This window comes from Saccharicrinis sp. GN24d3 (assembly GCF_052400645.1).
In the GTDB taxonomy this organism is placed as follows: Bacteria; Bacteroidota; Bacteroidia; order Bacteroidales; family Marinilabiliaceae; genus Saccharicrinis.
Map to the genome: position 1 here is coordinate 101,743 of NZ_JBQTGI010000008.1, position 14,951 is coordinate 116,693.

At 39.2% G+C, this 14,951-nt stretch carries 13 protein-coding genes; all 13 read left to right on the top strand.

The window, feature by feature from the left end; genetic code table 11:
* Positions 1 to 27 precede the first annotated feature (27 nt).
* The 13 genes from ACT29I_RS11190 to ACT29I_RS11250 all read left to right on the top strand — a co-directional run bounded on the left by ACT29I_RS11190 (position 28) and on the right by ACT29I_RS11250 (position 14,886).
* Positions 28 to 2,187 carry an OmpA family protein gene (locus ACT29I_RS11190; RefSeq protein ID WP_444793456.1) on the top strand — a complete coding sequence of 720 codons (2,160 nt, stop codon included), beginning with the start codon at positions 28 to 30 and terminating at the stop codon, positions 2,185 to 2,187.
* The gene (locus ACT29I_RS11195) at positions 2,177 to 2,590 is read left to right on the top strand and encodes a VOC family protein (protein ID WP_444793457.1); all 414 of its coding nucleotides are present in this window, start codon (positions 2,177 to 2,179) and stop codon (positions 2,588 to 2,590) included. The genes ACT29I_RS11190 and ACT29I_RS11195 overlap by 11 nt, the downstream gene beginning before the upstream one ends.
* 42 nt (positions 2,591 to 2,632) lie before the next feature.
* On the top strand, positions 2,633 to 3,415 hold the full coding sequence (locus ACT29I_RS11200) for a polysaccharide biosynthesis/export family protein (protein ID WP_444793458.1): 783 nt from the start codon (positions 2,633 to 2,635) through the stop codon (positions 3,413 to 3,415).
* An 81-nt stretch (positions 3,416 to 3,496) separates the two neighbouring features.
* The gene (locus ACT29I_RS11205) at positions 3,497 to 5,857 is read left to right on the top strand and encodes a polysaccharide biosynthesis tyrosine autokinase (RefSeq protein WP_444793459.1); all 2,361 of its coding nucleotides are present in this window, start codon (positions 3,497 to 3,499) and stop codon (positions 5,855 to 5,857) included.
* A 9-nt stretch (positions 5,858 to 5,866) separates the two neighbouring features.
* A complete protein-coding gene (locus tag ACT29I_RS11210) occupies positions 5,867 to 6,286 on the top strand; it encodes a sugar 3,4-ketoisomerase (protein WP_444793460.1) in 420 nt (139 codons plus the stop codon).
* Positions 6,287 to 6,491: 205 nt separating this feature from the next.
* Entirely contained in the window at positions 6,492 to 6,926 is a 435-nt protein-coding gene (locus ACT29I_RS11215; protein ID WP_444793461.1) for a sugar 3,4-ketoisomerase, read from the top strand.
* Positions 6,916 to 7,854, top strand: a complete 939-nt coding sequence (locus tag ACT29I_RS11220; protein ID WP_444793462.1) for a hypothetical protein — start codon at positions 6,916 to 6,918, stop codon at positions 7,852 to 7,854. The genes ACT29I_RS11215 and ACT29I_RS11220 overlap by 11 nt, the downstream gene beginning before the upstream one ends.
* Positions 7,855 to 7,906: 52 nt before the next feature.
* Entirely contained in the window at positions 7,907 to 8,833 is a 927-nt protein-coding gene (locus ACT29I_RS11225; RefSeq protein ID WP_444793463.1) for a DegT/DnrJ/EryC1/StrS family aminotransferase, read from the top strand.
* Positions 8,834 to 8,849: 16 nt separating this feature from the next.
* Entirely contained in the window at positions 8,850 to 9,977 is a 1,128-nt protein-coding gene (locus tag ACT29I_RS11230; protein WP_444793464.1) for a DegT/DnrJ/EryC1/StrS family aminotransferase, read from the top strand.
* Between the two features lie 50 nt (positions 9,978 to 10,027).
* A complete protein-coding gene (locus ACT29I_RS11235) occupies positions 10,028 to 11,650 on the top strand; it encodes an O-antigen translocase (protein WP_444793465.1) in 1,623 nt (540 codons plus the stop codon).
* Between the two features lie 32 nt (positions 11,651 to 11,682).
* Complete coding sequence (locus tag ACT29I_RS11240) at positions 11,683 to 12,651, top strand: glycosyltransferase (protein ID WP_444793466.1); 969 nt, start codon at positions 11,683 to 11,685, stop codon at positions 12,649 to 12,651.
* Between the two features lie 35 nt (positions 12,652 to 12,686).
* Entirely contained in the window at positions 12,687 to 13,715 is a 1,029-nt protein-coding gene (locus tag ACT29I_RS11245) for a glycosyltransferase family 2 protein (protein WP_444793467.1), read from the top strand.
* Positions 13,716 to 13,752: 37 nt separating this feature from the next.
* Entirely contained in the window at positions 13,753 to 14,886 is a 1,134-nt protein-coding gene (locus tag ACT29I_RS11250) for an ATP-grasp domain-containing protein (protein ID WP_444793468.1), read from the top strand.
* Positions 14,887 to 14,951: the final 65 nt, after the last annotated feature.

A 14,951-nucleotide genomic window follows, 5' to 3' on the forward strand; every position in this document is an offset into this window, starting at 1 on the left:
TAGCGGCATTTAACTACCTTTGTTTTTATGAATAAAAAATATCTAACACTGTCGGTAATCATTATTCTTTGCTCGTTGGTATCAAAAAGCCAAATAAAATGGTGTGAAGTAGAAAAAACTTCATTTAGCACCAAGAGATATGATGAGTTTTCGCCTGTGTTTTATAAGGAGGGGTTAGTTTTCTGTTCGAACCGAAGAATATCTTCCCTTATTGATTATTCCAACGATGCAAGTCAGAGCCAGTTTAATTTGTACTATGTCAGTAAGGTTCAGAAAGAATGGAAGAATATCAAGTTGTTTTCGAAACAGTTAACAACAAGGTTTAATGACGGCCCCGCATCATTTAATCCGAAAGAAAATAAAGTATATTATTCCAGGAATATGTTGGCAGATGCGAATTTGAAAAAAATACCGTACCGAATTAATAAATTAGGAATATATTCTGCTAATTTAGGAAATGGAAAATGGGGTAATATATCGGAATTTCATTATAATAACGATTGGTTTAATATAACAACCCCATGCTTATCCCCCGACGAAAATAGACTATATTTTTCTTCAGACAAGCCAGGAGGTTATGGAGGTGCCGACCTGTATTATTGCGAATGGACAAATGGTTATTGGAGCGATCCCGTGAACCTCGGATCCCAAATAAATACCTCCGGGAATGAGTCATATCCTTTTGTGAACCAGGTAGGCGAATTATTCTTTTCTTCCGACGGGCATCCCGGCCTAGGGGGTAAGGATATATTCGTAACCAAAGTAGATGGTGATTCCTGGCATGATCCTGTTCGATTAAATGCCCCTGTTAATTCCATCCACGATGATTTTGGGATTGTTACCGATGCCCTGATGGATAGCGGCTATTTTTCATCCAACCGGGACCGAACCATGGATATCTATAGCTTTAGTACCATAAAGCATCATGTATGGTTCGCTCAGCCACAAAAGGGAAATAATTACTGTATAAATTTAGGCGATGAAGGTTCAATTGTGGTGGACACCTTGCTGCTTCAGTATGAGTGGGATTTTGGTAACGGGGTTAAGCAATACGGTAAACAGGTGCGACATTGTTTTTCGGAAACAGGTAGCTTTACCGTAAACGTGAATATAGTGGATCGAAGAACAAAGGAAATGTTTTTTCATAAGAGCACTTACCAAGTCGAGATTATGGATTTTGAACAGCCTTTTATCCGCTCAGATGATTATGTAATGGTTGGTGATACTATTCACATAGATGGTTCAAAGACCAACTATCCGAATCATGATATAATTGAGTTTTACTGGCAGTTGGAAGATACTGCCTATATAACAGGACGGGAATTCACCTATCAATTCAAAAAAGAAGGCGAGAATCTTATAAAACTTGGTGTGGCCTTAAAATGCAAAACAACCGGAGAGATAAGCAAACAATCGGTTACAAAAAACATATCCGTTTTTTCAAAGGAGAGCCAAAGAGATAAATTTTTGGCGGAACGGCAATCCTTTGCAAATGACGATATAGTCGTTGCTCAAGCCAATAAGTTTAAAAAAAAACGAATTTACGGTGCAGTTGTTAATGAAGGAAAAGAGAGTGTTTTTAGGTTACAACTGTTGTTGTCGGATAAAAGAGTGCCTTTGGATAGTCCGGTGTTTAACACAGTTCCCTCAAAATATCAAATTCGTGAGTATTTCAACAAGCAGGATAGTACGTTTAGTTATATAGTCGATGAGCAAAGGCAACTCATATTGGTTTATCCAGCCTATAAAGCACTTAAGGAAAGTGGTTTTGAGGGGGCAAAAGTAACTTATAACGTATTAACAGAGCCTGCCGAAAGAGAATTGTTCAGGATAGTGGAGAAATATGGTGTTCAATTAAACGATCTGTTTAACAATCGTAACATATTAAAGACAAACGGTATATTGATGCTTAACAATGTGGTGGGCTTGTTGCATAAATTCCCTGAAATAGACTTGCAAATTGATGTTCATACAGACAATGTTGCCTCTTCCGTTAGAAATTTGTATTTGTCGCAGTCGTTGGCACAAAAAATAGCAGACTATCTCGGAAGCACGGGAATTAAAAAAGGAAGATTGATTCCCCGGGGAAAAGGGGAAGAATTTCCGCTTAGGTCCAATCTTTTGGAAGAGGGCAGGAAGATAAACCGTAGAGTGGAATTTAAAATCATCCATCAAAATGATAATTGACCATATTTGTATTGCTGTAAAAGATTTATATCAAGGCGTAAAGTATTGGGAAGAGGTGTTTGGCTATACCCAAATGACGGATTTTGTTGAAAATTCGCGTCAAAAAGTTAAGGTTACCTTTCTTAATAAAAACAACAGTCTCAAAGTTAAATTAATCGAACCAATGGACAGTAATAAATCCCTTTTTGATTTCGTCAAAAAAGGTGGTGGCTTTCATCATATTTGTTTTAAATGCGATGATATTAACGATAAATTAGCGGAGTTGAAAGGCAACGGGCTCCTGACGCTTGTTCCCCCACAGCCCGGGGAAGCTTTTGATGGGCATAATATCGCCTTTTTACTGGCCAGGTACGGGTTAATCATAGAATTAATTGATACCGATCGTATAGCTGGATTGAAATAAGGATATAGACAGAAACAATTTTTTATTTATAAAGATATACTTATGACCTCCAAACAATATTTATTCTTGATGCTGGTTTTATGCATGGCCTTTTTTAGCTCTTGTGTTTCGCGCAAGAAGCTCACATATCTTCAATATTCGGGTTCCATTGGCACAGAACAAGCTGCAGGCAGGGTAAACCTGGTACCCTTGGAGTATAAGTTGATGCCATATGATAACCTGTACATCAATGTGGTTTCACCGGATCCCAAATGGTCGGCCATGTTTAATCCTGTTGCCGGAGAGGGAACCATAACGGAGGAAAGTGCTATTCTGCAGGGTTATGTTGTAGATAGTGAGGGAAATATCGAAATACCATTTGTGGGCAAGGTCTATGTTGAAGGGCAAACGTTAAATAGTGTAAAAATAAAGTTGGAGAGTACTTTTAGCAGTTATGTGAAAGATGCGTCTATTACGGTTCGTCTGGTCAATAATTATGTAAGTTTAATGGGCGAAGTGGGCAGTCCGGGTAGATATCCCTTGACAAAGAATAGGGTCAATATTTTTGAGGCCTTGGCTATGGCGGGCGATCTTGCCGATTATAGCGACAGAAGAAAGATACAGTTGATCAGACCAACAGCGTATGGACCGGTTGTCAAAGAGTTCTCACTCTCCGACAGGAGCATTCTTGAATCGGAATATTATTATGTAATGCCAAATGATATTATTTATGCCCCACCTCTAAAGGGAAGGACGTTCCAAATGAATTCGGCCATCTATTCGATTGTGTTGGGGGTATTAAATACCGGTTTTGTGGTATATGCCTTAATTCAGAACCAAAATTAATAAGATTTTGTTTAAATCTGAAGGTTAAAAATCCTATTTTTAAAGGGGCTTTCATATCTGACGAACCATTAATATTGTACAATGAAGAATAACAATAAAGTACTAAATAGTAACAAAAATAATCCTGCACTTAAAAATATAGGTGTAGACCCGGGGCTTATTGTTAATATACTTATCAAAAATTGGTACTATTTTGCTATAACAATTGTATTGGCATTTATAGGGGCTAGATATTATATTTCGCATTCAATGCCCGTGTACAGAGTATATACCTCGGTACTTATATATGAAGAAGAAAATAACACGGGACCGGATAACGATGAGTTGCTAAAAGGGTTGGGGTTACCGGGAGGTATGCGGAACCTGGAGAACCAGACTATGATAATCACCTCCAGGGAATTGACCGCACGGGCACTCAAAGAGCTGGATTTTGAACTGGAATTTTACTTTAAGACGGTTAGTAACGAGATATCGCTGTATCCAAATTCTCCCGTAAAGATAAAATTTAATGGAGAAAATCCGCTACCGAAAAACGTAGAGTTTGGTATCGAATATTTGGGAAATGACAATATCAGGTTATTTTCTGAATCACAGGGGGTGAATATCCGGACCGCATTTGGAGAACCGATTGAATTCCCTGGTGGTAATATAAATATTATATGCACAGATAAATCGTGGTTTGCGACACATGCCGAGCATCAATTGTGTTTTGTGGTGAATAGTTCGGAGAGTTTGGTGAAGTATTTTAACGGACGTATTTCTGTGGACGTGCTCACACGTTCCGGTTCCATATTGGAAATCAGCATTACTGGAACCAACCGCACACAGGACGTGGAATTCCTGAACAAGCTGACATCCGTGTATCAGGATATCTCATTGGAGAAAAAAAACATGGAAGCCAACAGGAGAATCCAATTTATAGAGAATCAACTGGTCGGGGTAAAAGACTCATTGGTAATCACGGAGAATAAACTTACGGAGTTCCGGTCTTCCAATAGAGTGATGGATTTTTCTGTTCAAGGGCAAGCTATTATCCGAAGTGCATCCACACTGGAAACGGAGAAAAGAAGACTGAAACTTGAGGCGGATTACTATGATTATTTGGCGGACTACCTGGCTGATGATTCGAAAGGAGAATTACCCATGCCGATTAGTATGGGCATCGAAGATCCCGGACTGACCGGCTTGGTTACAGAGCTGGCCGATTTGCAGGGACAACTGTTGGGGCAAGGCGGTGGCGAAAAAAACCCACTGCATACACTGATCAGCCAAAAGATAAGAAGCAAAAAAGAAGAGCTGATAGAGACCTTGAACGGATTACGCAGGGCAAATGGATTGGCAAGATCGGAAAATCAAGATCAAATAGCAAGAATAAACTCACAAGCGGCCGCACTTCCCGTAACGGAACGACAAATGCTCGGTATTGAACGTAAATTTAAATTGAACGATGCCCTTTACACTTTTCTACTGCAAAAAATGTCGGAGCTGCAAATGCAAAAGGCGTCCAACAGGCCCGATAATGAGGTGGTGGATCCTGCCAGCGAAATGTACAGTCAATTGGTTGCCCCCAATGCAAACATGATTTATTTTATCGCCTTTTTTCTGGGTTCCATTGTTCCGATGTTGTTCTTTTATTTATCATATGTCCTTAATAATCGGTTTAGAGAAGAGGATATTGACAAATTGGGGGACTTACCTATGATGGGAAGCATTCCCCGAATAAAAGGGAATCCGTACACGCTCATCTTCGGTAACCCGGATTCGGCGCTGGCTGAATCGTTCAGGCTGGTAAGGTCCCGAATGCAGTTTATCACCGATGAAAAGAAAAACCCCGTTATATTAGTTACGTCTCCTATGCCGGGTGATGGTAAAACTATCACATCCATAAATTTGGCGGCGGTATACAGTTTGTTGAACAAAAAAACCGTATTGGTGGGCTTTGACCTTCGTAACCCGAAGTTTGCCAAAGCGTTTGAACTTGCAAAAGAAAGCGGTGTGTCAACCTTTCTGATAGGCCAGGATAAGGTGGATGATATCATACAGGAAACGTTTCACGAAAACCTTTCCGTAATTTCCTCGGGTCCCATACCGCCAAACCCCTCGGAATTGGCGGCTTCGGCGTCTGCAGCAAGGTTGTTTGAAGAGCTAAAAAAACGATTCGATTATATCATCGTGGACTCGGCCCCCATAGGGCTTATTTCCGATACGCATCAGCTGACCGAACATGTGGATTCTGTTTTGATGGTGGTGCGCGTTAACAAAACACTAAAGAACATGATGAACCAGGCGCTTGCCGAAGCTACAGCAAGCAACGGCCATGTAAGCGTACTGGTTAACGATGTTGATTTTAAGCCTAAAAAATACGGGTACGGAAAAAAGTACGGTTATACCAGCGAAACGAAAAAAAGTAAAATAAGCGAAAGTCTACTTTCAAATATTTAAACGATAAACATGAAGCCTTCGATCATTGAATTGCCAAAATATCTCGATATAAGGGGCAATCTGTCCTTTGTTGAAGAGGACACCCATTTGCCGTTTAAAATAAAAAGGGTGTATTGGATATATGATGTGCCCGGTGGAGAAATACGGGGAGGTCACGCCTTTAAAGAAACCCAGGAACTGATCATTGCACTATCGGGAAGTTTTGATGTGGTGCTGCATGATGGCGAAAAGGAACATAGGTATTCCCTCAACAGATCATACTATGGTGTGCTTGTGCCAAAAATGACCTGGGGACTTATGGAGAATTTTTCCACAAACTCACTGGCCGTAATTATTTCTTCAACGGAGTATAATCCCGATGACTATGTTCGGGATTTTGATGAGTATAAAAGATTGAAGCTGGTGCAAGGAGATAATATTGTGGATTAAACAGGATGCTTTTTAACTTTTCTTGTTGTTATAGACTTACGATTAGTATTTTGAAGTATCCGGTTTTGAGTTGTTTGTGCCATAAATATTCAATTTCGTATTAAACTGGTTTTAAGCATCTTGTAAATAAATCTTCTAAATCAAGTTCGGGAAGATTATTCTCTCTTATCTAAGGATCTATTATTTATGTAACCTATGGAAATTTATGATGAACTTTGTTTCTGATATTCACAATTGTAATGTTATTGAACTAACCAAAATCCAAAACCCTGCAGGTAATATGTCCATCATACAAAACGGGGAACATTTACCTTTTGATGTTCGAAGGGTATATTATTTATATGATGTTCCCGGTGGATCTGAAAGAGGCGGTCATGCACATAAAGACCTTTATCAACTTATAATTGCTGCTAGCGGCTGTTTTGACGTAATCATCGATGATGGGAAAAATAAAAAAATAATACAGTTGAACAGGCCGAATTTCGGATTAATGGTGATTCCCGGAATATGGAGAGAGATCGTTAATTTCTCGTCGGGAGCTATCTGCTTTGTGCTGGCCTCGGAGAAATATAGCGAAGATGATTACATCCGTAATTACGATGAATTTTTAACCTATAAAACATCTGAACATGCTAGTTGAAGTTAGCGCAAAATCTTTTGGGCAATACTTTCCGACCAACCCACACTCGTTTAACTCTGAGGATTTTGTGGAACTTAATATTAATAAAATAGATAAGGTAATACGCTTGGTAGAAGATGTAGCCAAACCGGAAATAGGTCTGGTGGCCGGAATAAAAGATAATATACTGCTTTCTCCGTTTTCCGCTCCTTTTGGCGGATTTCATTTTAAAAAGGAGAACATGTATTCCGATAAAGTGGATGTTTTTGTGAATGAATTAAAGACTTTTGCACAGGCTAACAATTATGAGGAATTGCGAGTTACGCTCCCACCGGATATTTATCATCCAACCTTCAACTCAAAATGTGTCAGCGCTTTTTTTAGGGCTGGTTTCGAACACGAAACCCCGGAGATAACAAGTTATATCGATCTCGAAAAGTTTGAAGGCAAGTACAAACAAAAAAATAGCCGCGAATATTATCGGCAAGCACTTCGTAATGAGCTGGTTTTTGGGCATACTACAGACTATGAAGACAAACGTATGGGCTACGAATTGATCAAGGAAAACAGGGCCAAATTTGGCAGACCTATATATATGACGTTGGAAGACATTGAAAAAACTGGAGGTCTATGGCCTGTGGATTTTTTCAAGGTTTGCACTTCAGGTGGGGAAATGGTCGCGTCATCCATTTTTTATCGTTCGCATCCGGAAATAATATATGCGGTGTTTTGGGGTGATAATGATTTGGGCAGACCACTCCGGGCTATGGATTTTATGTTATTTCATTTATGGGAGTATTATAAAAATAAAGGTTATAAATATGTCGATTTGGGGATCTCCACAGAGGACGGTGTTCCCAATGCCGGGTTATTAAGATTTAAAGAAACCCATGAAGCCACTTCCTCAATTAGGTATCGGTTTGGATTAAAACTGACTAAAAACGGATAATATAGTTCCCTCCAAATGGCATTCAATATTTAATTAACGTAGCTTTATTCTCATGTTTATTATCAACCCTGATCCATATAGTTTACCTTGTTACCGAATAGGCCCGTTTCGTACAAGTGATCTGGCCAAAAATCATAATCTTCCGGATAACAACAGTATCGACCGTTATTTCGACAATAGATTTGGGGAAAACAGGTTTGTGTATACCGAGAATGGCCGAGGGGCAATAAACCTTGCATTAGAGAGGCTGGATTTAAAATCAGGTGATGTAGTTACCATTTTAACCACTTCGGGTAACTTTTACATTAGCGGATGTGTAACCAAAGAAATCGAAAAGTTCTGCCTTTGGTCCAGGGAATTTACACCGGATACGAAAGCAATATTTTTGAATCACGAGTTTGGATTTCCATATGAACATCCTGAGAAGCTGAAAGAATATGGTTTACCTATTATAGAAGATTGTGCGAATACTTTTTTCTCTAAAGGAATAGGTGCAGATCCAGGTACAATTGGAGATTACGTAATTTATAGTTTTCCTAAAACTTTTCCTTTACAGGTAGGGGGTCTTTTAGTTGGCGATAACTTGAATGGGCTTCATTGCGATTCTATTGTTAACATGGAATTGTTACGTTATATCAAAAATGTGTTGTCGGAATATATAGATCATAAGGATGTGATTGTTGAAAAAAGAATGGATAACTATAATTATTTGAAATACAAGTTTCACGAATTGGGGTTTCCCGAAAGATTTGCTTTAACAGCAGGGGTAATGCCAGGTGTGTTTATGTTTAAGTCGGAGACTGAAAAAATTGACTTGCCAAATCTTAAGAAATATTATTACAATCATGGAGTTCAATGTAGTGTTTTTTATGGTGAGGAAGCATTCTTCATCCCGGTTCATCAGGAACTAAACCAAGAGGACTTGGACTATTTTGTCGAAATATTCAAATCCTTTTTAAAATCAAACAATAACCAATGATATTTAACATTAAGCGATGATTAAATTTCTTGACCTTCAAAAAATTACGGAAAGTTTTCAGCCCGAAATTTCGAACGCTATTCAGGACACTGTGAAAAGTGGTTGGTATTTATTAGGCAATGAGGTAGAAGCATTTGAAAAAGAATATGCCGCTTTTATCGGAACAGATTATTGTACAGGTACGGCAAATGGTTTAGACGCCTTGCGATTAATCTTTAGAGCCTATATTGAAATGGGTATAATGGAGAAAGGTGATGAAGTGATTGTTCCGGCCAATACCTATATTGCCTCTATTCTTGCAATAACCGATAACCAATTAAAACCAGTGTTGGTTGAGCCCGATATTAAAAACTATAACCTGGATATTTCTTTAATAGAAAAACATATTACATCGCGTACCAAAGCTATTATGGTGGTTCACCTTTATGGTCAAGTGTGTTGGTCGAAAGAATTGGAAATGCTTGCAGAAAAATATAACCTAAAAATTGTTGAAGATAACGCCCAGGCGGCAGGTGCACAGATTAAAACCTCTCCGCTTGTTAGGAGCGGTGCACTCGGAGACGCTGCCGGACATAGCTTTTATCCAGGTAAAAATTTGGGGGCACTCGGTGATGGAGGTGCGGTAACAACGAATGATGAAAAACTAACCTCCGTGATTAAAGCTCTAGCAAATTACGGTTCAACAAAAAAATATGTTAACGATTACCAGGGCTTAAATTCCAGGCTAGATGAGATCCAGGCCGCAGTTTTGAGGGTAAAGCTAAAGAGGTTGGATGCCGATAATCAACATCGCCGTAAAATTGCGAATTACTATTTACAAAACATTAGCCATGCGGAAATTATCTTGCCTTCACGCAACACGCAACACGCAACACGCAATACTTTCGATCATGTTTGGCATCTGTTTATAATAAGACATAATAAACGTGATGAACTTCAAAAATATTTAATGAAGAACGAAGTACAAACCTTGATTCACTATCCGATACCGCCCCACAAACAAAAAGCATATAAAAGCATGAACAATACTTTTCTCCCAATTACAGAAAAAATTCATAATGAAGTGTTAAGCTTGCCTATAAGCCAGGTAATGACAAATAGTGAAGCCGAAAAAGTAGTTACAGCTATCAATAATTTTATTTGAAATTTGATTGAATTGGTAGGTTATCAAATACCTGAACTAAACTAAAAAGTTTGAAACAAGAAATAATCAAAAAGTTGGATATAACGAAAGAAAATTTGTCGGTAATAACAGAAGGTAAGGATGACGGTCAATCTGTGGTTGGTTCGGATCCGATTGAAATGGAAAAAATCAAAGAAAACAGCGTCAAAGCTTCTTATCGACAGATACTTAAAGCTACTTCTATTTTTGGTGGCGTCCAGGTATTCAGCATTCTGATAGGGATCATCAGGGTAAAGTTTGTGGCAGTTTTATTAGGGACTGCCGGTGTGGGAATCATGGGCTTGCTCAATGCACCCATTCAGTTGATTATGTCAATTACCGGGCTTGGGATTGCTTTTAGTGCCGTCCGGGATGTTTCCGAGGCGCATGGGCATGGCGACAGTTTCAAAATAGCAAAAGTTATAGTGACCCTTAGAAGATGGTCGTGGTTGACAGGTATGCTTGGGGCCGTGGTTACCTTGTCAATGGCATCCTGGCTAAGCAAATGGTCGTTTGGAAATACCGAATATACCTGGGCTTTTGTATGGCTGTCTGTTACACTGCTGCTAACAGCCTTAAGTAATGGTCAAAAGGCCATATTACAAGGTACACGCCGTTTAAAGGATTTAGCTATGGCCGGGGTATTAGGTTCGGCTTTGGGCCTTGTAACTGCGATCCCCCTATTTTATATATATGGATTGGAAGGTATTGTGCCTTCCATGGTGTTGGCGGCTGCAACTGCCTTATTTTTGTCCTGGTATTATTCGCGTCGCGTTAAAATACAAAAGATAAGTTTAAAGCCCACGGAAACGTGGAGGAACGGGCTGGGAATGGCCCGGCTGGGTTTATCGATGACATTGGCCGGATTTATCGCCACGCTCTCGGCGTATATATTAAATGCTTTTATAAGCCAGCAATCAGGGGTGGAACAGGTAGGGCTTTATAATGCCGGATGGGGTGTTGTAGGGCAATATACCGGAATTGTATTTGCGGCCATGGCTACCGATTACTTTCCCCGTTTGTCGGCAGTGCAGTCAGATAACCAGAAGGTTAAAACTTTGGTCAGCCAACAGGGAGAAACGGCACTTTTAATTATGGCCCCAATGTTGTCTTCGTTGATTGTAGGTATGCCGCTTATAGTTAGGGTCTTATACACAGATGAATTTTTACCTATTGTTATGTTTGCCAACCTTACCATGTTAGGAATGCTGTTTAAGGTGATTTCATGGGCTATGGGCTATGTTTTTTTGGCCAAGGGGGAAGGACGTTTGTTTTTGATCTTAGAAATAATTTCGGGATCCATTATCCTGGCCCTGAACCTGTTGTTTTATTATCTCTACGGACTTAATGGACTTGGTATATCATTTATCATATCGTATGTGTTGGGTGTAATTATCGGCTACAGTGTTTTGCAGGGTAGATATCAGTTTAGCTACCCGCGTAAGTTCTATGGAAGGTTTTTAGCCACAAACGGTCTCGTATTTTTGTCCTTTATTTCCGTATTTATACCAAACATTACGCTTAAATATTTGGTGGGTGGCTGCATACTCGCGGTAACCACTTTATATTCCTATTATAAGTTAAACGAACTGATGGACTTTAAGCAATTGATAATAAGTAAAATATCGAGAAAGATCAAGCCAAACGATAAATAACACCAGAATAAATAATTTATTAATTATATTTTGTGAACAAATTAGTTTCAGTTATAGTAGTTACATACAATTCTTCGAGGTTTGTTGAGGAAACATTGAATAGCATTAGTGCCCAAACCTGGCCCGAAATTGAATTGATCGTCACCGACGACGGCTCCGGGGATGATACGGTTGAAGTTTGTAAAAAATGGATTGATGCCAACAAAAAAAGATTTTCGAGAGCCCTCGTTGTCGAAACTGAGTATAACACGGGTGTGTCGGCCAATGCAAACAGAGGCCTTAAGGAAGCCAGCGGGGAATGGCTTTGTTTGCCTGCGGGTGACGATACTTTAAAGCCGGATTGCATAAGAGATAATGTACATTGGGTTAACAAAAACAATGATATTAAGGTATTGTTCTCAATAACTGATGTTTATTTAGATGAAATTAAAGATGAGACGTATGTTAAATCTACTCCATCCGGAGATATTGAACCTAACAGCATTGTCGCTCCGGAACGAACTGCGGAATCCCAATATAAAATGCTGCTTATTTCCGACAGGATACACTTCACCCCATCCTTGTTTATCAACACAAAGGTATTGCGATCGGTGGGGGGCTTCGACGAAAGGTTTAAATTGCTTGAGGACTACCCGCTTTGGTTGAACCTGACGAAAAATGGCCATAAACTACACTTTATGGATAAACGTACCGTTAATTATCGTACCCATGCAAATGCCATTAACAATACGGGCAGTTCTTTTCACGTTAACCCCAATTATTTTAAACTTGAGGGATTCAGGAGAATCTATACCTATCCAAATTTACCTTTAGATATCATGTTGTATCAAAGGTTTTATTGGATGGGGGCCCAAATTTTCCGCAACAACCGGATCAACCGTAGTAAAGGGACCGGGTTTCTTTTGAATCTGCTAGCGGTTTACCTAAACCCGTTTAAATATTATATATGGATTAAGTTGCGCCTGGTTAAGGGTTTGAGGAGGAGTGAATTATATACTTAACAGTAATTTTTGAAACAAAAAACTTACCATCTATCGTGAAACGTCTTTCTATTATCGTCCCAATGTATAACGTCGAACCTTATGTGGAGAGATGCCTTCGCAGTCTCGAAAATCAAGATATCACACAAGAGGATTACGAGATTATTTGTATTAACGACGGGTCTCCGGACAATAGTAAGGAGATCGTAATTAAACTGCAAAAAGAATTCGACAACATTTTACTCATCGACCAGGAGAACCAGGGGGTATCGCGTGCCAGGAACAACGGCATGGACAAAGCGACCGGAAAATACTTGTTGTTTATTGACCCCGATGATTTCGTAGATGAAAACAGTTTCGGTAGGGTTTTAGATAATGCGGATAAGTATAACATTGAGGTCTCTTACCTTGGTTTTACCTTTCACCGGGAGGATGGAAGTGTGCACAGGCAAGTGCTAAATAGCGAGTATAGCCTAAAAGTACTTAATGGGAACCAAATTTACTATATGGCAAGGGGAGATGGACGGACGGATCCGGACAGAATGTGGGCGGTACTGTTCAATACAAAGTTTATGAATAAAAACGGTCTTCGATACTTAGCCAATGTCCCATATCTCGAAGATGGCGAGTTAATTGCTCGTGTTTTATGTCTTGCAAACAAATGTATCTTTGATGGAAATTCGTTTTATCAAAGAACTACACGTTTAGGATCGGCAACTAATTCTAAATTATTTTATACTCAAGGAGCCACCCATGGCTTTGTCCTCTCTGCAATTAATCTTAAAAAATTTCAAGACCAAGCTAATCTTACAGAAGCACAACGTTATTTCATCAATCAACCTATATGTAAGTTTGTTTTTCTAATTACAAATGCTGCTACTTACAAACCCTATTACAAAAACTACAAAAGGATTAAAAAAATATTGGAATGGAATGGTTTAAGTAGAATAGATAAGGATGGCGTTAGCAAGCCTTACAGCTACTATGTTGCAATATATAATTTTTCACTACTGATATTTGTTTTTTTATCTAAGCTTAAAAATATTAAGGGAATGTATCGGGTTTTTAGGTGGTTTAAGATATAGTTACTGAAAATCTTGTTTTATTTGATGATTATTTTAAATGAAATTTGAATATTTAAACAAAAAACTAGCCATTATTGGTGCCGGTTATTTGCAAAAGCCACTGGTGCTGAAAGCAAAAGAGCTGGGTCTTGAGGTGCATTGTTTCGCATGGGAGGAAGGAGCCGTGTGTAAACCCCTGGCCGACTGCTTTTATCCTATTTCTACCACCGACAAAAACGCCATTTTAAAAGAATGTTTAAAAATTAATATCGACGGCATCACAACTATTGCTACCGACATTGCGGTACCCAGTGTTAATTTTGTAGCACAACAAATGGGACTGATTGGGAATGGGGATTGTAACTCTTTGGTTTTGACCAATAAATATAGGATGCGCCAAGTTTTTGATCGCAATCAAATTAGGTTGCCAAAGTTTGTGAGGATAAATGAAAGCAGTCCTGTTTTTAAGGAGGATTCCTTTAGATATCCCTTGATAGTAAAACCGGTGGATAGATCGGGTAGCCGAGGGGTAAAAAAGGTGGACGAATCCAGCGGTTTGGAATTGGCCATTAAAACTGCGCAAAAAGAATCGTTTGTTAATGACTGTATTGTTGAAGAATACATCGAAGGGGACGAGGTGAGCGTTGAGGCAATATCGTGGAAAGGCAAACATTATGTACTTGCCATAACAGATAAGGAAACAACCGGAAGTCCTTATTTTGTTGAAGTAGCCCATCATCAACCGTCAAGATTACCACAAAAAATTCAATCAAATATTATTCAGGAAACAGAGAAGTGCTTAACTGCGCTGGGCGTAAAAAATGGGGCCAGCCACAGCGAGTTTAGAATCGATCCCAAGGGCGATGTTTTTGTCATAGAGGTCGGCGCACGGATGGGGGGCGATTTTATCGGATCCGATCTGGTGGAGCTGTCAACCGGTTACGATTTTTTAAAAGGTGTGATCGATGTGTCTCTCGGTTATTTTACTACCCCCAAGAAGACGTATAATAAGTGCTCCGGCGTTTATTTCTTGTCGAAGGAAAGGAGCCATCTACAACCCGAAATTACCAGTGGAACAGAAAAATATATCGTCAAGGCACAGATGACCAATCCTGAAATCCGTTGTTTAACGTGCAGTGATGATAGAAGCGGATATCTTATCTATCAGGATAGCCATAAAGTTATATTGTAAGGAACACTTTGAAATTGCGCACAAGATATTTTCGTTTTATCGTATAAGTATAAAATAAATACTTA

What these genes read in the sequence shown, in the direction of transcription:
- ACT29I_RS11200 (WP_444793458.1), top strand. Translation starts at nt 2,633, where the DNA reads ATGACCTCCAAACAATATTTATTCTTGATGCTGGTTTTATGCATGGCC.
- ACT29I_RS11205 (WP_444793459.1), top strand. Translation starts at nt 3,497, where the DNA reads ATGAAGAATAACAATAAAGTACTAAATAGTAACAAAAATAATCCTGCA.
- ACT29I_RS11220 (WP_444793462.1), top strand. Translation starts at nt 6,916, where the DNA reads ATGCTAGTTGAAGTTAGCGCAAAATCTTTTGGGCAATACTTTCCGACC.
- ACT29I_RS11210 (WP_444793460.1), top strand. Translation starts at nt 5,867, where the DNA reads ATGAAGCCTTCGATCATTGAATTGCCAAAATATCTCGATATAAGGGGC.
- ACT29I_RS11230 (WP_444793464.1), top strand. Translation starts at nt 8,850, where the DNA reads ATGATTAAATTTCTTGACCTTCAAAAAATTACGGAAAGTTTTCAGCCC.
- ACT29I_RS11190 (WP_444793456.1), top strand. Translation starts at nt 28, where the DNA reads ATGAATAAAAAATATCTAACACTGTCGGTAATCATTATTCTTTGCTCG.
- ACT29I_RS11195 (WP_444793457.1), top strand. Translation starts at nt 2,177, where the DNA reads ATGATAATTGACCATATTTGTATTGCTGTAAAAGATTTATATCAAGGC.
- ACT29I_RS11225 (WP_444793463.1), top strand. Translation starts at nt 7,907, where the DNA reads ATGTTTATTATCAACCCTGATCCATATAGTTTACCTTGTTACCGAATA.
- ACT29I_RS11215 (WP_444793461.1), top strand. Translation starts at nt 6,492, where the DNA reads ATGATGAACTTTGTTTCTGATATTCACAATTGTAATGTTATTGAACTA.
- ACT29I_RS11250 (WP_444793468.1), top strand. Translation starts at nt 13,753, where the DNA reads ATGAAATTTGAATATTTAAACAAAAAACTAGCCATTATTGGTGCCGGT.